This is a genomic window from Arthrobacter sp. UYEF3, from assembly GCF_040546245.1.
Taxonomy (GTDB): Bacteria; Actinomycetota; Actinomycetes; order Actinomycetales; family Micrococcaceae; genus Arthrobacter.
Map to the genome: position 1 here is coordinate 1 of NZ_JBEPNK010000008.1, position 20,865 is coordinate 20,865.

The 20,865-nt window shown below is 66.0% G+C and carries 17 protein-coding genes, 1 tRNA gene and 1 pseudogene; 13 read left to right on the forward strand and 6 right to left on the reverse strand.

Going from position 1 to position 20,865, the window contains the following annotated elements:
• Together pyk and ABIB14_RS07650 are read left to right on the forward strand one after the other, a co-directional pair.
• Nucleotides 1–1,035: pyruvate kinase (gene pyk / locus ABIB14_RS07645; protein ID WP_354235287.1), on the forward strand; the 1,035-nt coding region annotated here is incomplete at its 5' end.
• Between the two features lie 187 nt (nucleotides 1,036–1,222).
• Nucleotides 1,223–1,648: pseudogene (locus ABIB14_RS07650) on the forward strand (hypothetical protein); the annotation flags it as partial.
• A gap of 141 nt (nucleotides 1,649–1,789) precedes the next feature.
• On the opposite strand, the gene ABIB14_RS07655 reads toward ABIB14_RS07650, so the two are convergent.
• Together ABIB14_RS07655 and ABIB14_RS07660 are read right to left on the reverse strand one after the other, a co-directional pair.
• A complete protein-coding gene (locus tag ABIB14_RS07655; protein ID WP_354235288.1) occupies nucleotides 1,790–3,406 on the reverse strand; it encodes a cellulase family glycosylhydrolase in 1,617 nt (538 codons plus the stop codon).
• A 176-nt stretch (nucleotides 3,407–3,582) separates the two neighbouring features.
• Nucleotides 3,583–3,665, reverse strand: a tRNA-Leu gene (locus tag ABIB14_RS07660).
• 408 nt (nucleotides 3,666–4,073) lie between these two features.
• Between ABIB14_RS07660 and ABIB14_RS07665 the strand changes: the two genes are divergently transcribed.
• From ABIB14_RS07665 to pknB, 7 genes are read left to right on the forward strand one after another with little or no spacing between them, the layout of a single operon-like run.
• On the forward strand, nucleotides 4,074–4,817 hold the full coding sequence (locus ABIB14_RS07665; protein WP_354235289.1) for an FHA domain-containing protein: 744 nt from the start codon (nucleotides 4,074–4,076) through the stop codon (nucleotides 4,815–4,817).
• The gene (locus ABIB14_RS07670; RefSeq protein ID WP_354235290.1) at nucleotides 4,814–5,296 is read left to right on the forward strand and encodes an FHA domain-containing protein FhaB/FipA; all 483 of its coding nucleotides are present in this window, start codon (nucleotides 4,814–4,816) and stop codon (nucleotides 5,294–5,296) included. Before ABIB14_RS07665 ends, ABIB14_RS07670 begins: the two co-directional genes overlap by 4 nt.
• Nucleotides 5,297–5,298: 2 nt before the next feature.
• Complete coding sequence (locus ABIB14_RS07675; protein WP_354235291.1) at nucleotides 5,299–7,023, forward strand: PP2C family protein-serine/threonine phosphatase; 1,725 nt, start codon at nucleotides 5,299–5,301, stop codon at nucleotides 7,021–7,023.
• The gene (locus tag ABIB14_RS07680) at nucleotides 7,020–8,474 is read left to right on the forward strand and encodes an FtsW/RodA/SpoVE family cell cycle protein (RefSeq protein ID WP_354235292.1); all 1,455 of its coding nucleotides are present in this window, start codon (nucleotides 7,020–7,022) and stop codon (nucleotides 8,472–8,474) included. The genes ABIB14_RS07675 and ABIB14_RS07680 overlap by 4 nt, the downstream gene beginning before the upstream one ends.
• A complete protein-coding gene (locus ABIB14_RS07685) occupies nucleotides 8,471–9,928 on the forward strand; it encodes a peptidoglycan D,D-transpeptidase FtsI family protein (protein WP_354235293.1) in 1,458 nt (485 codons plus the stop codon). The genes ABIB14_RS07680 and ABIB14_RS07685 overlap by 4 nt, the downstream gene beginning before the upstream one ends.
• Entirely contained in the window at nucleotides 9,925–11,733 is a 1,809-nt protein-coding gene (locus ABIB14_RS07690) for a protein kinase domain-containing protein (protein ID WP_354235294.1), read from the forward strand. Before ABIB14_RS07685 ends, ABIB14_RS07690 begins: the two co-directional genes overlap by 4 nt.
• A 6-nt stretch (nucleotides 11,734–11,739) precedes the next feature.
• Entirely contained in the window at nucleotides 11,740–13,710 is a 1,971-nt protein-coding gene (pknB, locus tag ABIB14_RS07695; RefSeq protein WP_354235295.1) for a Stk1 family PASTA domain-containing Ser/Thr kinase, read from the forward strand.
• A 112-nt stretch (nucleotides 13,711–13,822) separates the two neighbouring features.
• Here the strand turns inward: pknB and ABIB14_RS07700 are convergent, their stop codons facing one another.
• Both ABIB14_RS07700 and ABIB14_RS07705 read right to left on the reverse strand, forming a co-directional pair.
• Complete coding sequence (locus ABIB14_RS07700) at nucleotides 13,823–14,464, reverse strand: anthranilate synthase component II (RefSeq protein ID WP_354235296.1); 642 nt, start codon at nucleotides 14,462–14,464, stop codon at nucleotides 13,823–13,825.
• Between the two features lie 170 nt (nucleotides 14,465–14,634).
• The gene (locus tag ABIB14_RS07705; protein WP_502909633.1) at nucleotides 14,635–15,438 is read right to left on the reverse strand and encodes a class E sortase; all 804 of its coding nucleotides are present in this window, start codon (nucleotides 15,436–15,438) and stop codon (nucleotides 14,635–14,637) included.
• A 178-nt stretch (nucleotides 15,439–15,616) separates the two neighbouring features.
• On the opposite strand from ABIB14_RS07705, the gene ABIB14_RS07710 reads away from it, so the two are divergent.
• Both ABIB14_RS07710 and ABIB14_RS07715 read left to right on the forward strand, forming a co-directional pair.
• Complete coding sequence (locus ABIB14_RS07710) at nucleotides 15,617–15,871, forward strand: cell division protein CrgA (protein WP_354235297.1); 255 nt, start codon at nucleotides 15,617–15,619, stop codon at nucleotides 15,869–15,871.
• 125 nt (nucleotides 15,872–15,996) lie between these two features.
• Nucleotides 15,997–16,602, forward strand: coding sequence for a DNA-3-methyladenine glycosylase I (locus ABIB14_RS07715; RefSeq protein ID WP_354235298.1), 606 nt, complete (start codon nucleotides 15,997–15,999; stop codon nucleotides 16,600–16,602).
• A gap of 711 nt (nucleotides 16,603–17,313) precedes the next feature.
• Here the strand turns inward: ABIB14_RS07715 and ABIB14_RS07720 are convergent.
• Together ABIB14_RS07720 and ABIB14_RS07725 are read right to left on the reverse strand one after the other, a co-directional pair.
• Nucleotides 17,314–18,207 (reverse strand): rhomboid family intramembrane serine protease, encoded by an 894-nt coding sequence (locus ABIB14_RS07720; protein WP_354235299.1) that lies wholly within the window; start codon nucleotides 18,205–18,207, stop codon nucleotides 17,314–17,316.
• Between the two features lie 8 nt (nucleotides 18,208–18,215).
• Nucleotides 18,216–18,761 carry a peptidylprolyl isomerase gene (locus ABIB14_RS07725; protein ID WP_354235300.1) on the reverse strand — a complete coding sequence of 182 codons (546 nt, stop codon included), beginning with the start codon at nucleotides 18,759–18,761 and terminating at the stop codon, nucleotides 18,216–18,218.
• Nucleotides 18,762–18,916: 155 nt separating this feature from the next.
• Here ABIB14_RS07725 and ABIB14_RS07730 point away from each other — a divergent pair, with 155 nt between their 5' ends.
• The gene (locus tag ABIB14_RS07730; protein ID WP_354235301.1) at nucleotides 18,917–19,810 is read left to right on the forward strand and encodes a hypothetical protein; all 894 of its coding nucleotides are present in this window, start codon (nucleotides 18,917–18,919) and stop codon (nucleotides 19,808–19,810) included.
• 163 nt (nucleotides 19,811–19,973) lie between these two features.
• Nucleotides 19,974–20,849, forward strand: a complete 876-nt coding sequence (locus ABIB14_RS07735) for a glycosyltransferase family 2 protein (RefSeq protein ID WP_354235302.1) — start codon at nucleotides 19,974–19,976, stop codon at nucleotides 20,847–20,849.
• Nucleotides 20,850–20,865: the final 16 nt, after the last annotated feature.

The window sequence follows — 20,865 nt, forward strand, 5'->3', positions numbered from 1 at the left end:
ATTAACCTGCCCGGCGTCGCGGTGAACGTGCCCGCGCTGAGCGAAAAGGACGAGGACGATCTGCGCTGGGCCATCCGCCGCGGCGTGGACATGGTCGCGCTGTCCTTCGTCCGGGATGCCTCGGACATTAAGCGCGTGCACGAGATCATGGACGAAGAGGGCCGGCGGGTGCCGGTGATCGCCAAGATCGAGAAACCGCAGGCCGTGGAGCAGCTCCCGGAAATTATCGACGCTTTCGATGCGATCATGGTGGCCCGCGGTGACCTCGGGGTGGAACTTCCGCTGGAGGAGGTCCCGATTGTGCAGAAGCGTGCGATCGAGCTGGCCCGCCGCTGGGCCAAGCCCGTCATCGTGGCGACCCAGGTGCTCGAATCCATGATCGATAACCCGCGCCCGACCCGGGCGGAGGCCTCCGACTGCGCCAACGCGGTGCTTGACGGCGCCGACGCGGTGATGCTCTCGGGTGAGACCAGCGTGGGGAAGTACCCGATCGAGACCGTGAAGGTCATGGCCCGGATCATCGAATCCACTGAGGTCCACGGCCTGGAGCGGGTCCCGCCGCTGGGCACCAGGCCCAAGACCCGCGGCGGCGCCATCACCCGTGCCGCCGTCGAGATCGCCGACCAGCTGGAAGCGAAGTACATTTGTACGTTCACCCAGTCCGGTGACTCCGCGCGGCGGCTGTCGCGTTTGCGGCCGATCCGTCCGGTCTTCGCGTTCACGCCGCTGGAGCACGTCTGGAACCAGCTGGCGCTGACCTGGGGGATCCGGCCGGTGCTGGTCCCGATGGTGGGTCACACCGACGAGATGACCGCGCAGGTGGACCGCAGCCTGCTGGAACTGGATCTCGTGGACGACGGCGACATAGTGGTCATCGCCGCCGGTTCCCCTCCCGGAACGGCCGGCTCCACGAACATGCTGAAGGTCCACCGGGTCGGTGACCTGGCCGACGCCGGCAGCCACGGCGACGCCACCGTCACCAAAGACAAGCTCGGCCCGTGGCCGGAAAAGAAGAAGAGGGACAACAAGATCTAACAGCTGCGGGCGTAGGGCCGGGGACAGACAGAGGGGCGGGAGGCGGCCGGTCAGGCCGACTTCCGCCCCTCTGTCCGGGCCAGAACTGGTGAACTTCTAGACGTGCGCCCCATCCGCCTTGACGGCCAGAACCGGACGGTCCGCCGCGACCGACTTGTCCACCAGGGCGCCTTCCCGTGCCGAGTTCACTCGGTCCGCCGGTATCGCCCTGATGCGTACCGCCGCCGCGCGGCCTCCGCCTATTCCTGTCTGAGCTGAGATGTCTTCGCTTAATCCCGTCTTCATTTTCCCCGGCGCCCTGAAGGGCGACGTCGATACGCTGGCCCAGCAGTACGTCGCCGCCGTCGGCCGGGCGGCTCCCGCCATCTTTGGCACCGGCATCGGCGACTTCGTCTCCAACCACAGGCTGCACGCAGAAGGAGGACTACCCGGCGGCCGCACTTCTGGTTCCGGTACTCGAGCAGAAGGCGGCCCTGATCATCGTCAACGCTGGCCCACCAGCGTCGAGGTGGGCCAAGCTATGCTCCGCGGCGCCCCGTCCCCCGCCACGTCGGACACCAGGGCAAGCTCGGTGGTGACGCTGGCGATCAATCGCTTGCTGCGTCCCGTCGCCCCCTCAACGGCTTCTTCGCCGCGGAGTGCGGCTTCGCGTACCCCGCGCTGCAGGGGGACCACAGCTGGAGCGCCCCGACTGTTCTTTGACAGCGGGCACTGCTAACCGGGCCCGCTGTCCGTTTAGTGGGTCACCCGGGTGCTATTTAGTGGCCAGCACCGGGCTCATCGGTGCCTTCAGCGAATTGACCTGCAGGCCGACCGTGGCCTTCTGCCCGGCTGCGAGCTTGGTTGTCCAGTCTGATCCGGTGCAGGTGACGGACATCTTCGGAACAGCCGTGCACTTGACTCCCCACGAGTTGGCGATTGAGGTGACGTTCGGGTCGCTCCACGTGACGGACCAGGACGGCACTGCCCGCAGTGCGGTGACATCGATGCTGGCGACGTAGCCGCCGTTCCAGGAGCTGGTGAGCCGCCAGAGTGCAGTGATGGCCGGGTCGCCGGCGGGTGTGGGTGCGGGAGTTGCCGTGGGTGTCGGCGACGGGGTGACGGTCGGTGTCGGCGACGGCGACGGGGTGGCCGAGGCGGTCGCACTTGGGACGGGGACGTTGACGACCGGGGCCGCGGTCAGGATCGGGGCGAGGGCGTCCAGCTTGGCCCGCTCCGGTGTCCGCCAGTCCGTCTGGACCAGACCGCCGGTGATGCCCGAATTCGGGTTGAAGGACCAATAGGCGTAGGACATGCCGTTCGCCCTCAGGTACTCAACGATCGCCTTCATCCACGCTTTGTCCGAGTCGGTGGCCAGGGCGGAACCGAATTCACCGAGTAGGACCGGGGCGATCCCCTGTTTCTGGAGGTAGCCCCAGTTCCGGTCCCAGACGGCCGGCAGGTTCGCGGGGTACGCAGGATCGCTAAACCACTTCTGCGCGAAGAGCGACGCCGGGTAATCGTGCGGGGAGTAGACCACCCGGTTGGGGGTGGCCAGGATGACCGGCTTCGCACCGACGTCGGCGAGCCCTCCGCCCCACCACGTGCCTCCGGCGGTGGCCTGGTTTTCGATGCCTTCGATGATGATCAGCAGGTTCGGGTTGGACGCCAGGACGGCGTTGCCGCCGCGGGTGGACGCCGCCTGCCAGTCGGTGGAGACGTTCCCGCCCCAGGTCGCGGCTCCAGCCGGTTCGTTGTGCAGGTCGGCGCCGATGACGGTGGGGTCCGCCTTGTACCGGTCAGCGAGCATCTTCCAGTCGGAGATCCACTTCGTCTCGGGAACGGCCGAGGTGTACCAGAGCGGGGACTGATCAGCCGAGGACGGGCGGTGCCGGTCCAGGATGATCTGGAGGCCGTTGGCCTTGGCGCGGGCGATCACGGTGTCCATGACATCCAGGGGGCGCTTGCCCTCTAGGTTGTAGGCCCGGTTCGCCCAGTAGTTGACGCTGCCCTTGATTGAGGTCGCGGCGAGGCACTCGTTGGAGTACGGCAGGCGGACGGTGTTGAAGCCCATGGACTTGATGTTGGCCAGGGCCTCGTCGATGGTCAGCGTCCCCCACAGGCCGTGCGGGACGCAGTCCGGGGTCTCCAGTCCGAACCAGGAGGTGGCCTTGATCGTGTAGGGGTGGTTGTTCGAGTCGCGGATCGTGGCGCCGTCGGTATGCAACCAGCCGGTCGCCGCCGGTGTCGAGCCTACGACGGTCTCGGCGTAGAACGCCGCGGCCGCGGACGGTCCGGCGAAGGCGGAAACCGCCAGGACGCCGGCCAGCGCAGTGGCGGCCAGCGCTGCGAGTTTAGTGCTCTGGCGCCGGCTGGCCGGTGCTGTCTCCATAGGGCGGTCTGGCTTCAAGGTTCCTCCAGGTACGGGGGCAGGCTCGCCCGCAGTGGCTCAAGCGTGGGCACGCCGCCGGACCTTAGAGTACAGAGCGCCGGCGGGCGACACCGGGCGACCCTCCGGACACAAAAAAGAACCCCGGGAAATCAACGATTTCCCGGGGTTCTGATGCGTGCGCGAGGGGGGATTTGAACCCCCACGCCCTTTCGGACACTGGCACCTGAAGCCAGCGCGTCTGCCGTTCCGCCACTCGCGCGCAACTTCTTCCACCACGCTGGGGTCCGATTTCCGGTCCGCCAACCTCGTAAAAGCAGCGAGATCCAGCATAACGGACAAGTGCGGGAAAACACCAATCGGCGAATCGGAGGCGCCGGACGGCCGGAATCCAGGTACCCCCAACGCGCGCCGGATCGTCTTTGCGGCCTCCGTTGCGCCCACCGGCCAGGCCCGCACCGGCAGCGGCGTCCACACGACATCTGCGCAGGTCAAAGCACCTCGGGGACCCTTTTCCCGGCGGGAGCGGCGGGTCTCATTAAGGCCATTCCCAGCCTTGCCCAGTAGTATCGGTCCTAGGAGTGCCCGATTACGCCGGGCTCCCGCGATTGCTGGAAACCGAGTTCCCGTACAAGCGCTGCCCCGCAGCCGTCAGGAAAGGAGAAGGACCATGGGCTTGCTGGACAAAGTTGAGCGCGGCATCGAAAAAGCCGTCCGCGGAGTCTTCTCCACCGGTTCCCGCGCCCAGGTTGAACCGGTCGAGATTGCCAGCCACCTCCGCCGCGAAGTGGACAACAAGGCCCTCACGATCGCCGCGGGCCGCACGTTGGCTCCCAATGTCTTCGACGTCCTCCTCAGCGACGACGACTTCCAACGCGCCCAGGAATGGGGCACACCACTGGCGGAAGAGCTGTGCGACGTCGTTATTAACCACGTCCGAAGTCAGGGATACACCCTCCAGGGTCCGGTGCGCATCAGCTTCCGCCGCGACGAAGACCGCCGCGCCGGTGGTTTTGAAATTACGTCCCGGACCGAAAAAGCCGGTGGCGCCCCGGCTCAGCCCGGCACCCGCGGTTCGATGCCGGCGGCCCCGACCCGCCAGCCCGGACGGCTCCAGCCCGTACTGGACATTGACGGCCAACGCTATTCGCTCAATGCCCCCTCGGTTGTCCTGGGCCGCTCTTCCGAGGCGGACATCCTGGTCGATGACACTGGGGTCTCCCGCCGTCACCTGGAAATCCACACCGGCCAGGGTACTGCGCAGGCCATCGACCTCGGCTCAACGAACGGCAGCTACGTCAACGGCCACAAGGTCGTGGGCAGCACGGAACTCTCCGATGGCGCCACGATCACGATGGGACGGACCAAAATCATCTTCCGCCTTCTGCCTGCCAACCCTGGCGGCCGCCCGTGAGTGAACTGACCATCACCGCCCTGCGCTTTGGTTTCCTGATCCTGCTCTGGGTGCTCATCTTCAGCATTGTCTCGACGATGCGGCGCGACCTCATGATCGGCCGAAAGGCCGCCGCAGGTGCCCCCACCGCGCGCCAGGTGCGCCGGAACCCTGCACTTGCCGAGCCGGCACCGGCACCGGTGAAGCAACACGCCCGCCAACTCGTCGTCACCGAAGGCCCGCTGAAGGGCACCACGCTTCCGCTGGCCGCGAGCCCCATACTGCTGGGCCGCGCACAGGAAGCGACCCTGGTTTTGGAGGACGACTACGCCTCCGGCCGGCATGCACGCCTGTTCCCGCAGGGTAGCCGCTGGTTCATCGAAGACCTCGGTTCCACCAACGGCACGTATCTGGCAGATCAGCAACTGACCCGGGCACTTCCGGTGGAGCTGGGAGTCCCCGTGAGAATCGGCAAGACGGTCATCGAATTGAGGCCGTAGCCATGGCTGCCCCCGAAACCCCCGCAGACGAGGCAACTGCCCCGAAGCGGCCGCTCATCATGCGTTACGCTGCGCGTTCCGACGTCGGCCGAGTGCGGTCCAAGAACGACGACTCTGCTTACGTGGGCCGCCACCTCGCCGTCGTCGCGGACGGCATGGGCGGGCACGCCGGCGGCGACGTGGCATCGGCCGCCACCGTGCTGGACATGCTGCACCTCGACCGCGATGACTACGACGCCGGCGAAGCGGACACTGTCCTGGCGGACGAGATCCAGACCGCCAATTCACTGCTGTCCGAGCTGGTCCACATCAACCCGAAACTGGCCGGGATGGGAACCACCGTCACCGCTCTGCTACTGGCCGGGGGCAAACTCCACTTCGCGCATATCGGTGATTCGCGCGCCTACCGGCTGCGCAACGGCGAGTTCGAACAAGTCAGCGTCGACCACACATTCGTCCAGCGGCTCATCGACGAGGGTCGGCTGCGTCCCGAAGAGGCCGAGACCCATCCGCATAAGAACGTCCTGATGCGTGTCCTCGGCGACGTCGACGCCAGCCCCGAACTCGACCTCGACGTCCTCGACGTCGAACCCGGGGAACGATGGCTGCTCTGCTCCGATGGCCTGAACTACGTCGCCGGGCACGTCGTGGAACGCACCATCCGGGAGACGAAGGACCTGCGCGAGTGCGCCGAGACACTCGTCGACCTCACCCTCGAAGCCGGCGCCCCGGACAACGTGACCGTTGTAATGGTCGACATTGGCGAACAGGCGCCCGACGACGTGAGCACGGCCGCCGTCGAAGTCGTCCCGGCACCTTCAATCGTCACCGCGACGGTCCCGGCTCCGGCAGCCGTGGCAGCCCCGGCCAGCGGGCCGCCCGGCAACAAGGACGACGCCGGCAGTACGTACGCCGGCAAGGCCGGCGGGAGCGACGCGGTCGCCCTCACTGATCCGCCGGGCAAGTCCCCTCAAGACATCACGGCCCGGGACAAGGTGCCCCCGGGGCAGGAAACCCAGCCGCAGGAGCCCCAACTATCCACCGATCCGCATCTCGGCGAGCACCTTTCCGCCGAAGTCCTGCGTGAGGAACTATCCACTCGCCCCCACGAGCTAGTGGGCGCCGCAGCCACCGCCGCGGCGTCCGGTTCGATTCCCTCCATCGCCGGACGGACGGTCGCCCGCCGCGCCGCCACCGTGCTGACACATAAGGCGGACCCCGCACGGGAAGAACCCGAGGAGTACAAGCCGCCGGCCAAACGCCGGCGCTGGCTGACGGTCTCCATCGCCGTCGCCATCGTCGCCGTGCTCGGCATCGGTCTTTGGCTGGGCTACGCCTGGACCCAAACCCGGTACTACATCGGTGAACACGACCAGAAGGTCGCCATTTTCAACGGGGTTTCCCAGCGTCTGGGGCCCATTCCGCTTTCCACCCTCGAAACGGTGACCGATATCCGCATGTCTGACCTGCCAGAGTTCTCGCAGCAGCGGGTGCGCCAGACGGTTCCCGCCCGGGACCTCTACGACGCCCAGCGGATCGTCAAGAACCTGGAGCGTACCGGCACGACGGCGCCCGCCGACGAGTGCCTGGCACCGTCACCCTCCCCGACTGCCAGCGGAAGTGCCAGCGCGCCCGCCCCGACCACTGCCGCACCCTCCGGACCTTCCGCGCAGTCCGCGCTGCCCTCCGCTTCGCCGTCGCCGACTAACTGCGAGGGGGGCAAATGACGGCGATCGAGAACGTCCCCAAGCCGCGCCGCAACGCCGAGCTGGTCCTCCTGATCCTGGCCCTCGCGGTGGGCATCGGAGCCCAGGCGCTTGTCGGCGTCGACCGGAATAAGGCTTTCGACACCGACTTCTGGTTCCAGTCCGGCCTCCTGGCGGCCGCAGCGCTGGCGTTTCATGTGGTGCTGCGGATCCGCGCTAAATATGCCGACCCAGTAATACTTCCGTTGGTGGTGGCCCTGAACGGCCTCGGCCTGGCCATGATCCACCGCCTGGACCGTGTCGGGGAAGATACCGGGAACAATCAGTTGCGGTGGACGCTCGTCGCCATGGCCGTGTCCATCGCAGTGATCTGGTTCCTGAAGGACCACCGGATCCTGCGCCGCTTTACCTACATTTCGCTCGCGGCCAGCGCCGTGCTCCTGATCCTGCCGCTGGTTCCGGGCATTTCGGCGGGTGAGGTCCTGGGCGCCAGTGTCTGGATCAAACTCGGGTCCATGACCTTCCAGCCCGGCGAGCTCGCGAAGGTCACCCTGGCCATCTTCTTCGCCGGCTATCTTTCCTCCAACCGGGACCTGATCCTGCTCGCCGGCCGCAAGATCGGGCCTGTGCAGTTCCCCCGGTTCAAGGATCTCGGTCCTATGATCGCGGCCTGGCTAGTGAGCATCGGCGTGCTGATCTTCCAGCGCGACCTCGGAACTTCCATCCTGTTCTTCGGCTTGTTCCTCGTGATGATCTATGTCGCCACCAGCCGGATCAGCTGGGTGATCATCGGCGTCGTCCTGATGGCGGCCGGCGGCTTCGTAGCCGCCAAAGTCTTCTCGCACGTTGCACTCCGGATCGACGGCTGGATCAATGCCTTCACCGAGGAGGTCTACGGGCGCGCATTCGGCGGCAGCCGGCAGATCGTCGAGGGGCTCTTTGGCATGGCAAACGGCGGCCTGGTCGGCACTGGCCTGGGCCAAGGCCGCCCTAACCTCGTGCCGTTCGCCAACAGTGACATGATCGTCGCCTCCTTCGGCGAAGAGCTTGGCTTGATCGGCACCTTCGCGATCGTGCTGATGTATCTGTTGCTGTTCACCCGCGGCTTCCGGGCAGCTCTCGGCACCCGCGACGGATTCGGAAAGCTGCTCGCCACCGGGCTCGCTTTCGCGATCGCGCTGCAGTGCTTCGTGGTGATCGGCGGCGTCACGCGCCTGATTCCGCTGACCGGACTCACGACGCCGTTCCTCGCCGCCGGCGGGTCCTCCCTGCTCGCGAACTGGATCATCGTGGGCCTGTTGCTGATGATCTCGCACACCGCCCGCGGGCCGGTGGACACCACCCCGCTGCCGCCGGGCCATGACCCTGACGAACGGGAAACGACCCCGGTCCTGCCGCCTAAACCGGCTACGACGCCGGCCCGCAGCGGTGCCGATATTAACGCTCCCACCGAGGCGGTGACACACCTGTGAACCAGGCAATACGTAATTCCTGGATCGCCGCGATCGCCATGTTCGCGCTGATCTTCGGCGCGCTCAGCTACGTGCAGGTGGTGGGCGCGGACGAACTCAAGGCGAACACCTGGAACACCCGCACGCTCATCCAGAACTACTGCAATGACCGCGGCGCCATCATTGTCGGCGGAACTCCCGTGGCGCAATCCGTGCCAGGTACCGAAAGCTGTCAGTTCCAGCGCACCTACAGCCAGCCGGAGCTGTACGCGGGAATCACCGGATATTTCTCCAAGAACTATGGCCTGACCGGAATTGAAATGGCAATGAACGAGCAGCTCGCCGGCAGCTCCGACCAGTTGTTCCTGGACCGCGTGGGCCAGTTGTTCCTGGGCAACCAGCCCAAGGGCGCCTCCGTGGAGCTCACGCTGGATCCGAAAATCCAGAAGCTCGCCTACGACCTGATCCCGGAGGGCCAGCGCGGTTCCATCGTGGTGAGCAACCCGAAGACCGGCGCGATCCTGGCGATGGTGTCCAAGCCCTCGTATGACCCCAACCTGATTGCCACCCAGGATACCGACGCGGAAGCGGCCAATATCACCGCGCTCAACAAGATCCCCGGCATCAACCTCAACCAGTCCGTCAGTGGTCCCACCGGCGCGCTGCTGGCACCGGGTTCTGTCTTCAAGATCATCGATACGGCGGCGGCCCTGGGGTCCGGCAAATACAACAAGGACAGCGTGCTGCCCAACCCGGCCGAGATGCCGTTCCCGGGCATCCAGTACAAGCTGCCGAACTACGCCGGCGGTAATTGCTACGCCCGGGACACGGCCACGTTCGCCTTCGCCCTGCAGCAGTCCTGCAACACGCCCTTCGCCAGCATCGCCCTCGACCTGGGACAGAAGGCGATCGGGGACCAGGCCGCTAAGTTCGGCTTCGGGCAGAACTTCGGCGACCAGCTCAAGCTTGAGTCGGCCAAGAGCTTCTTCCCGAGCGATCCACTGGACGCCGCCGGCCTGGCCCAGTCCGCCATCGGCCAGCGCGACGTCCGTGCCACACCGTTGCAGATCAACCAGATGACCGCAGCCATTGCCAACGGCGGCATCCAGATGAAACCCAACCTGATCAAGACCCTGCGATCCCCTGATCTGCGGATCATCAACGAACCGAAGCTCGAGACGCTCCGGACCTCCACCACCCCGGAAATCTCCCGCCAGATCACCGAATGGATGACCAGTGTGGTCAGCGACGGCATCGCCCGCGCAGCCGCCGTGCCCGGCGTCCCAGTCGCCGGCAAGACCGGCACGGCCGAGCTTGGCACTGGCCTGAACAATTCATGGTTTACCGGGTTCGCCCCGGCCAATGACCCGCAAGTGGCTGTCACGATCGTCATGCAAGGCGTGGACATCGCCACCGGCGCAAAGCTAACCAGTCCGAACGCGAAGAAGATTTTTGAGGCGGTGTTGAATAAGTGAGGCCTACATCGGGAATCACCCTCGGCGGCAGATTCCAGCTGACCACACGCATTGCGATCGGGGGCATGGGTGAGGTATGGAAGGCCAAGGACCAGATCCTTGGCCGGATCGTCGCCATTAAGGTCCTCAAAGAGGAATACACCGGCGATCCGGGTTTCCTGCAGCGCTTCCGGGCCGAAGCGCGGCACACCGCCCTGCTGAACCACGTGGGCATCGCCAACGTCTTTGATTACGGCGAGGAGGATGGATCCGGCTACCTCGTCATGGAACTGGTGCCCGGCCAGCCGCTCAGCAGCATCATCGAGCACGAGCAGGTACTCTCGCCGGACCGGACCCTGTCGATCATTTCGCAGACGGCGCGCGCCTTGTCCGTAGCCCACGCCCAGGGTCTGGTGCACCGCGACATCAAGCCGGGGAACCTGCTCATCACCCCCGAGGGCCGGGTCAAGGTCACCGACTTCGGCATCGCCCGGCTGGCGGACCAGGTTCCGCTGACCCAAACGGGCCAGGTGATGGGCACCGCCCAGTACCTCGCCCCGGAGCAGGCCACCGGTCAGACGGCGACCGGCGCCTCCGACATCTACTCACTCGGCGTCATCGGCTACGAATGCCTCAGCGGGCACCGCCCGTTCTCGGGTGAATCGCAGATCGCGATCGCGCTGGCCCAGGTCAACGACGCCCCACCGCCGCTGCCGGACACCCTCCCCCGGCCGGTTCGCGCCCTGCTGATGTCGATGCTCGCCAAGGACCCAAAGAACCGTCCGGCCGACGCGATCAAACTGGCCGAAGCGGCCGACGCCATCCGCAACGGCGACATTACGGCCGCCCACGCGGCCGTACCCGGCATGCTGCTCTTCGAGGCGACCGGCGGCCCGGTCACCGCGCCCGTTGACGTGCCCACCGCGTCGACCAGCGTCATCGGCGCCAGCGCCGCGGATGACAAATCGACGTCGGCGTTGCCGGTGGTCGGCGCGGCGGGCGCGGGTGCGGCGGCCGGGATAGCGGCGGGCGCCGCGGCGAGCGGCTACGGCGCCCGGAACGCCCTGTCCCGCGCGGATGCGCTGGCTGCCGAGCGCAGCTGGGTCCCGGAGGAAGAGGACGACTATGAACCCGAAGAGGAGCCGCAGCGCAAGGGCCGCAGCCCGTGGACCTGGCCGCTGATCGCCCTGATTCTGCTGGTGCTCTTTGCCCTCGTGGGGGTCGTCCTCTCGCAGGCCGGAATCCTGTTCCCCTCGTCCCCGGCGGCCACCAGTTCTCCTGCCAAGGTCAGCCCCTCAAGCGCTGCGCCGACGTCCACGAGTGCCAGCCCCAGCGCCACGAGCAGTTCGGCCACCCCCACGCAGTCGACGCCGGCCGCCATCAACCTCTTCCCGGACGCCTACAAGGGCCGCCCTTTCAATGACGTCCGTGCGGAACTGATCGGCATGGGACTGCAGGTCAAGGGTGCCCCGGTTGCCGACCCTTCGGTGCCAAACACGGTCCTCGACATTAACCCGTCCGGCCCCGTGCAGCGCGGCGAAACGATTACTGTGAGCTACTCCAAGGGACCGGACATGCGAACCATCCCGTCCCTCGAACAGGGCGCAAGCGAATCCGCCGTCCAGCAGGCCATCCAGGGCGCCGGGCTGCGCTGGCAAAAGGGCGACCCCATGGCCGGCAGGAAGAACCAGCAGGAGGGCACCTTCGTGAGTTCCGAGCCCGCCTCCGGCCAGCAGGTAGCTGCCGGTTCCGTGGTCATTTACCACCTCGCCGCTCCCCCTGCGTCGACCCCATCGAGTACCTCCAGCCCCAGCGCTACCGGGTAGGCAACCATGTCCTCTTCACCCCGCACTCCTTCGCACCGGGAGGACAACAGCCCGGTAAGCAACCAGCGTGTCCTCAGCGGGCGCTATGAGTTGGGTGAACTGATCGGCCGCGGCGGCATGGCGGATGTTTTCCGCGGGCTGGACACCAGGCTGGGCCGGACGGTCGCCATCAAACTGCTCCGCCCGGACCTGGCCCGGGACCCGCAGTTCCAGGCCCGGTTCAAGCGTGAAGCCCAGGCCGTCGCGGCCCTGAACCATCCCTCGATCGTCGCCGTCTTCGACACCGGGGACCATGCCGTGCCCGGCGGCCACGACGACAGCGCTCGTGTGCCGTACATCGTGATGGAGTTCGTGGCGGGAAAGACCATCCGGGATCTGATCAGAGCCAACGAAGTCACGATCGACCTGGCCATCGACTTCACCCTCGGAGTGCTGTCCGCCCTCGATTACAGCCACAGGGCCGGCATCGTGCACCGCGACATCAAACCGGCCAACGTGATGTACTGCCCGGACGCCAACAGCGTAAAGGTAATGGACTTCGGGATTGCCCGCGCCATGGCGGATTCTTCAGCGACCATGACCCAGACGCAGGCAGTGGTGGGAACAGCCCAGTACCTTTCCCCCGAGCAGGCCCGCGGCGAAACGGTCGACGCGCGGAGCGACTTGTATTCGGCCGGCTGCCTGTTGTACGAGATGCTGACCGGCCGCCCACCTTTTATCGGCGACAGCCCGGTGTCGGTGGCCTACCAGCACGTCCGTGAGATTCCCGAGCCCGCCAGCAGCCTCAATCCGGACGTTTCCGAGGCCCTGGACAGCGTGCTGGCCAAGGCACTGCAGAAGAACCGCGCCGACCGTTTCCAGGACGCCGCGGCCTTCCGGCGCGCGCTCCGCGCGGCGCGCAGCGGCATCGCCGTCGCTGTTCTGCCGCCAAGCGAAGCCCCCACCGACCCGAACAACACCGTTGCCGCCCTGGAGCAGATGCCGCCCACGGCCGCCTTCTCCCTGACCGGCGCCAAATTCCTCGACGACCTCCCGGCCGGGCAGGTCCCAACGGAGCACACCACCGAGACCGGGGCGCTCCCCGCGACGTCCGTCGGCCACGGGCCGGCAGAAACCGGCGGCCTGCCGCTGAGCCTTCCGGCCGACCACGAATTCACCGGCCGGCAGAAATCCCGCCGCCGGACCTGGATTGCCACCCTCGCAGTCTTCACGCTGCTGGTCTTGGCCGGAGGTGGTCTGTGGCTCTACAACATGGTCAACCAGCAGCCCCCGCCGGTGGCCAAGGTGGACGTACCCGTCGTGGCGTCAATGACCGAATCCGAGGCTCTGCAAAAGCTCTATAACGCAGGACTGAAACCCCAGTTGAGGCGCATCCAGCATGAGACGGTGGCCAAGGGAAGCGCCGTCGGCACGGTGCCCGCGGCCGGAAGCGCGCTGGAACGCAATTCGGACATTACCCTGAACGTCTCCGACGGTCCGAGCGTCATCACTATCCCGGCCGACCTGCCAGGCCGGACCGAGGCTGATGCCAGGGAGGTGCTCCGCCGGACGGGCCTGACCGGCGCCCCAAAGACTACCCTGAACAACAGCCCCAAGGTGCCGGCCGGCATCGTCATCACCACCACCCCCGCGCCGGGCCAGACCCTGGCCGTGGGCAGCCTGGTGGAAATTATTGTCTCCACGGGCAAGGTGGCCGTGCCGCAACTGGTCGGCCTGCAGCAGGCGGAAGCCGAGGCGGCGCTGAAGAACGTCGGGCTGACCCCCAGCATCACGGAAGTCGAAAACTCCCAGGTGGAACCCGGTAAGGTCACCGGGCAGGGCGATCCCGCCGATACCACGGTCGAGCAAGGCAAGACGGTCGCTGTCACCGTGGCGAAGGCGCCGCCGCCCCCGCCCCCGCCGCCGGCCCCCTCACCGTCGCCTTCCCCCTCGCCGTCACCGTCCCCGTCACCGTCCCAGACCAATACCCACAAGTAGCAGAGTGCCGGCTCGTGGCCGGTCAGCTTTGCGGCCCCCGCCGCGCACGGCGTTGCCGTGCTGAATGAACGGCTCAGTCCTGAATGAACGGCTCAGTGCCGGATGAGCAGGCTCAATGCTGGATGAGCGGGCTCAGGGCGGCGGCCCGCGCTGCGGCTCCCGCCATGCCCAGGGACTCTAGCCAGTTGCCGAGCATCAGATAGCCGCCCTCGGTCAGCACGGATTCGGGGTGGAACTGAACCCCGCAGAGCGGTGCCGTGCGGTGCTGCAGTCCCATCACTACGCCGGTTCCGGTCTCCGCGGTGATCTCCAGGATTTCCGGGATGCTTTCGCGGACGGCAGCGAGCGAGTGGTAGCGCGTTGCGGTGAAAGGCGAGGGGAGGCCCGCGAAGACGCTGGTCCCGTGGTGTTCGACGAGCGAGGTCTTGCCGTGCATCAGTTCGGGAGCGTGGGTAACAAGTCCGCCGTAGGCTTCCGCCAGCGCCTGGTGCCCAAGGCAGACGCCCAGCATTGGTTTGCTGTGGCCACCGCACCACTGAATCAGCTCGATGCAGACGCCCGCTTCGGCGGGGGCGCCGGGCCCGGGCGAGATCAGGACACCGTCGCGCGCTTCGGCCATCTCAATTGCCTCGGCCAGGGTCACGTCATCGTTGCGGACCACAGTGGTTTCCGCGCCGAGTTCCTGGAGGTAGCCGACCAGGGTGTAGACAAAACTGTCGTAGTTGTCTACGACCAGGATCTTGGTTGTGCTCATGGGTGCGTTGCCGTGCCAATCGTCGAGTCAGTGAACGGGCTGAATTGCGCCATCCAGGGGAAGATGAACTGAACCATCAATACCAGTGCGGCCGCCAGCAAGACCAGTGCCGTGGCAAGGCGCAACCACAGCGGGCCGGGGAGGCGGCGGAAGATCCATCCGTACACGGTCTACCCACCTCCCACGGTGCGCGCCACCTGGGCCGCAATCTCGGCCGGGGGTCCGGCGGCCGCCGGCTGCCAGCTCTCCAGCAGGGAATAGGCAATGATGCGCTCCTGCGATCCGAAACGCGGGTTGCAGCTGGTCATGGTGAGGTAACCATCCCGGGTCGTGGCCGACGGCTGCCGCGGAACTGGCAACAACACGTCGGTGGCAGAGGGCAGGACGATCTCGCTGTTGCGGAAGCGGTAGATGTAATAGCCGTCGCGGGTCTGCACGTAGATCCCATCGCCCGGAACCAAGGTGTCGATGTTATCCAGGACGGCGCCGTGGGTCTGCCGGTGTCCGGCCAAGGCGAAGTTGCCGGCCGCCCCCGGCATCGCGGTCCCTTCATAGTGTCCCAGCCCCAGCGAGTCCAGCACCGCAGGCGTGGTGCCCTGCACGATGGGCCGGGCGTATTCCGTGCCGAAGCGGGGCACATAGACGACGCCGATCATTGCACCGGGTTCCGGTTCGCTGGCCACGGCGGGAGCGGGCGGCCGCGCGTTGCCTTGACCGGGCCCGGGTTCCGGCTGGGAGGCGACGGCGTGGGCCGGGCCGCTGAGTCCTCGCGCGAAGTTCCTGACGACCTCACGCTGCCGGGCGTCGGCGTCGAGATTGGTCCACCAGAGCTGCCACGCCACAAAGAGCAACAGGACCACCCCGGCGGTGAGGAAGAGCTCTCCGCCGATCTGGAGGGTGCGGGACACGGAGGACGACGGGGCTCCGCCGGTGTCACGGGCAGGCGCGGCCCGGGGTACCGCTTTCTCCTGCAGCACCGTGGGGACTCCTTAGGGGGTTGGCGGCGGTCGTAGGGGTGGCCTGAACTACAGCTAGAATTGGCTGCGATCAGGATTTTAAACGTGACCCAGAGCGCGCTGACCGACGGTTGCTCCTTCTTGCAGGATATCAAGCCACGTCAGCCGCCCTGCATCCAGCCGCCAAGGAGGACCCGTGCCCGAGTCGAAGCCGCGAAAGAGGAATGTCCCCGTGACCCAGCAGACCTCTGCGACGCAGGCCTACAAGCCCAATCCTGTGTGGTTCAAGCCGGTGATGTTCGGCCTGATGATTCTCGGACTGCTGTGGATCATCACCTTCTACATCAGCGAAGGCACCCTCCCGGTCAAGGACTGGGCGTCGTGGAACATCGTCGCCGGGTTCGGCATCGCCATTGTGGGCTTCCTGATGACCACCCGGTGGCGTTCCTGATCCACTCCCACCGAATTTGCAGCAGGCCGGCACACCCGTGTGCCGGCCTGCTGCGTTAACCGCGCCGGCGTGGCGGTGAAACGGGCGATAATGCTTGAAGACCACCCTCCAGCAAAGGATTCCGAATGACCCCGGACGTAGGCGGCTGCACCATCGGCGACGACGGTCTGGCGCGTCCCGCCTGGGCGGCTGCGGACCCGCTGCTGCGCGACTACTACGACCATGAGTGGGGCCTGCCTGTACGGGACGAACAGGGGCTCTACGAACGGATCAGCCTTGAGGCCTTCCAAGCGGGCCTGTCGTGGGTCACCATCCTGCGCAAGCGGCCCGCCTTTCGAGCCGCGTTCGCCGACTTCCATCCCGAAACTGTGGCCGCTTTCAGCGCGGACGACGTCGAGCGGCTGCTCCAGGATTCCGGCATTGTACGCAACCGACTCAAGATCCGGGCAGCAATCACCAATGCTCGGGCCACGCTTGACCTCAGGGTCGACGGCGGACTCGTGGACTTCGTCTGGGGCTTCCAGCCCGACTCCACCCCGGAGCCCACCGCACCGGACCAGATTCCCACCAGCACCCCGGAGTCCATCGCGCTGTCTAAAGCGCTGCGGAAGCGCGGCTTCGCATTCGTAGGGCCCACCACCATGTATGCCCTCATGGAGGCCATCGGGATGGTCGACACCCACCTGCTGGACAGCCACCGGCGGGGGACCTCGGGCGTCTGGCCCGCTTAGGAGCACGGCAGTCTCGCGGGAGTTACACCGCTGTACGTTATTAACAGTGTGGACTAGCTGTGGATAACCCTTGGCGGCCCTAGCGCGTCGCGAAATCAGAAGACTTCGTTGCATTACGGCGGGACTCAGCCCTGTTCTCCTTCGCCGGACCGGCCTTGCGGCAAGCGGTCAGGACTTTTCCACTTAACAACAGGCAGCTACCCACAACTTATCCACAGCTGGGGAAAACTTTCTGTCGGCCCTCGTCCCAGGTGCCGGTATGGGCCGGAACGACGCGATGCCCGCCGTAAAACTCAGAGCATCAAGTTATTAACCCTGTGCACAACGTTGTGAATATCCGCTAGAAATCAGATAACACCCGTGCCTGCGGCCGCGGAGAGGCGTGTGTTGTTCCGCTGTGGAGCCCTGCCGGACCGGGGTTGTCCACATAACCACAGGAAGTCCCAGGCGACTTATCCACAAGTGTGGAGAGGGCGCAGGCGAATTACCAGGATTTCCCAGCTGGGGCCGTCAGATTCGTCGCCCGAGCATGAACCACAACCATGTAAGTTACCAACAATGTGGATAACCCCTGTGGATAAGTACACCGGTGGCTCGCGGGGAGATTCCGACCGGCGGGGCGGGGCGCCTACCACAGGACGATGCGCGCATGCCACGGGCCACGGGCCGCGGGACGCGAGGCGGGAAAGGCCGGCCGGTAAGCCTACGGCGTTAGGCGGGCAGGGCTGTGACGGCGACGCGCAGCGCGGTCGCCGCAACCAACAGGCACATCACCACGGCCAGCCCGGCGATTTGCAACGGTACCTGGCGCCGGCCGCGGGGAACGTAGGCGATTACGGCTGCGCACAACGCGCCGGTGATGAGGCCGCCCAGGTGGGCCTGCCAGGCGATCTGCGGGACTACGAAGCCGATGACGCCGTTGATGGCGATCAGCACCCACAATTGTTTGGTGTCGCCGCCGCGGTGCCGCTGGACCACCAGCAAGGCTCCGAAGAGGCCGAAGATGGCACCGGAGGCTCCCACAACGCCGCTGAGCGGCTGTCCGGGAATGTAACTAGGCGTCAGCAGGAGGTAGCCGACGGAACCGCCAATGGCGGACAGCAGATACACGGCCAGGAAGCGGAGTCGTCCCAGAAGGGGTTCGAGCGCCTGGCCAAAGATCCACAGCATGTACATGTTCAGCAAAATGTGGAGGATGAAACCCTGCGAATGGAGGAACGCCGAGGTCAGCATGCGCCAAGGCTCGAAGGCTCCATATTCGGGGGTGGCGTAGACGGTGGCGAAAGCGAAATTCTGGTAGACCCAGTCATTCGGAATAATCCACTGCAAGACGTACAGCAGCCCACACACTGCGATGATTCCGAAGGTGGCCAGGGGCTTCCCCGCGGCAACGGCACCGCCGTAGGCGGAGCGCACCGACGGCGTCGTACGTTTGGTTTCGTTGACACAGTCAACGCACTGGAATCCGACGGCGGCCGCCCGCTGGCAATCGGGGCACGCCGGGCGCCCGCAACGCTGGCACCGCACGTAAGCGGGCCGGTCCGGGTGCCGGGGGCAAACCGGGATCTGCGCGGACGGCTGTGCCGCCGGAATTCCGTAGCTCATGGTCTGGGCTAGAGCTGTTCTACGTCAATGCTGTTGATGACGACGTCCTCGACCGGGCGGTCTCCCATACCGGTGCGGACGCCTTCGATGGCGTCGACGACCTTCTTGGACTCCTCGTCTGCCACCTCACCGAAGATACTGTGCTTGCCCTGCAGCCAGCCGGTCGGGATGGTGGTGATGAAGAACTGGGATCCGTTGGTGCCGCGGCCCATCTGGAGGCCCGCGTTGGCCATGGCCAGCTTGTAGGGTTCGTTAAATGTCAATTCGGGGTGGATTTCGTCGTCGAACTTGTAGCCCGGTCCGCCGACACCCCGGCCCAGCGGGTCGCCGGCCTGGATCATGAAGTCCTTGATGATGCGGTGGAAGATCGTGCCGTCGTAGAGCGGCGTACCGGTCTTGTCCTCACCACTTTCCGGGTGCGTCCAGGCCTGATCGCCGGTGGCCAGGCCGGCGAAGTTCTTGACAGTCTTGGGCGCGTGGTTGCCGAAGAGGTTGACGACGATGTCGCCGAGGCTCGTGTGGATGGTTGCTTTTGCGGTTGCGATGGCAGTCATGGGGCCCATTCTTCCACGGCAGGGGCCGGTACACAGGGCCGCGCAGTGAGTTCCGCGCTGGGTGAAATCCGGTCGAATTCGGGCAGATGAATAGCCGGTCGAGTCCCGGACACGTAGGCTAACTGCAGAATCGTCACATTAATCGGGAGGTAGTTGTGAAGAAAACGGATCGTATGGCCCGCGACCTGGAGCAGTCGGTCAGCAGCGCAGTAGAAAACGCCAAGGACTGGGCAGCACCGCGGGTCGAAGCAGCAGTTGACTGGGCCGTTCCGCGTCTGCAGCAGGGCCTGGACACCGCTTCCCCCAAGATTCAAGAGGGCCTCAAATCTGCGGCCCACAACCTCGCTGGCGGTGTCGCCACTGTAACCCCCCGCCTTCAGGACGGGCTGGCCCAGTTGGCGCCGAAGATCCACGACGCCGTGGACAGTGCCGCCCCACGGCTGCACGAAGCCCTGGACAAGGCCGCACCGGTGATCGCCAGCGCGCGCGACCGCGTCGTCGTCGACTACCTGCCCAAGCTCTCCGACCAGATCGGTCTGGCCTCCGACGCCGTACACCGCACCCTCGAAGGCGCGCCGGCGCACGTGGATGCGGTGGCGCAGCGACTGGTTGACTCCGGTGTTATCCGCAACTTCCAGGAGCAGGTGCAGTCTGCCAGCCAGCAGATCAGTGCCGCGGCCGCCGAAGCCGGCCGTGCCGTCACCGGTGAGATCGCCAAGCCGCAGAAGCCCAAGCACCGCGGGTTCCTGATCTTCGGCGTCATCGCCGCGGCGGCAGCCGCTGGCGTTGCCGCCTGGAAGGCCTCCAAACCAATCGAGGACCCCTGGAAGACCCCCGCCCCCGTGACCCCCGTGACCCCGGCGACGCCCGCCCCGGTTCCGGCTACGACGGTCACCGACGTGAAGGAAAGCGTTAAGGAATCCGCCGACGACGCCGCAAGCGGCGCGGTCACGGCCGCCGACAAGGCAGCCGAGGCGTCCGCAGACGCTGCAGCAACCACCGACCCGGACATCGCCGAGACCCTGAACGGCGACGACAAGGTCAAATAAAGGCCAAGCAGCCCGAGAGCCGGCCGCAGAACCGGCCGATTAGGGCAGCAGCCCGAGGAGGGATTCCACCGCCGGCGGAGTCCCTCCTTTTGGTTGACAAATTGCTTTGCCGCAGTGCCCGTCAACGGACCCCAAAAACCGTGCAGGTGCTAAATTTGGGGTGATGTCACCCGAAAAATCCTCTGTGGATGCCTTAGACGATGCTGTGCTGCCTCCGGCTGTCTCAATCGTGATCCCGGCGTTCAACGAGGAAAGCGTCATTCGGCAGTGCCTGATAGCCGCCGTCTACCAGTCCGTCCCGCCCCACGAGATCATCGTGGTGGACAACATGTCCACGGACCGTACCGCGGACATCGTCCGGCAGATGCAGCTGGAATATCCGGAAAGCCCCATTGTCCTGCTCAGCCAGAACCAGGACCAGGGCCTTATCCCCACTAGGAATTTCGGCCTCGACCACGCCACAGGCGGGGTCCTGGGCAGGATTGATGCCGACTCGGTGCTGGAACCGGACTGGGTTGAGCAGGTCCAGATGGCCTTCGCGGATCCGTCCGTGCACGCCGCCACCGGCCCGGTCGTGTACTACGACATGCCCATGCGCCGCTTCGGTCTCAAGGCCGACGACAAGATGCGCCAGTTCATGCTCAAACTGGCCAAGCACCAGTACCATTTCCTATTCGGCTCCAACATGGCGCTGCGCCGCTCCGCCTGGGAGACCATCCGGCTGGACACCTGCCGGGATGAGAAAGACGAGATGCATGAGGACATTGATCTCTCCTTGCATCTTGCCGACCATGAGCTCCGGATCCAGTACTGGCCGCAGATGGTCTCCGGCATGTCAGCACGCCGGCTTGAGGATTCGCCGCGCGACTACCGTTACTACGTCACGCGGTTTGACCGGACCTACAAGGCACACAACGTCAAGAAGATGGCCTTGAAGGCACCGATGGTCGTGTTCTTCTCGGTCTACTTCCCCGCCAAGCTGCTGCGGGCCATCCACACCGTGAACACCGCCCAGCCGGCCCGCCGCGGCGGCCAGTAGCCCGGGCGGCCGGGCC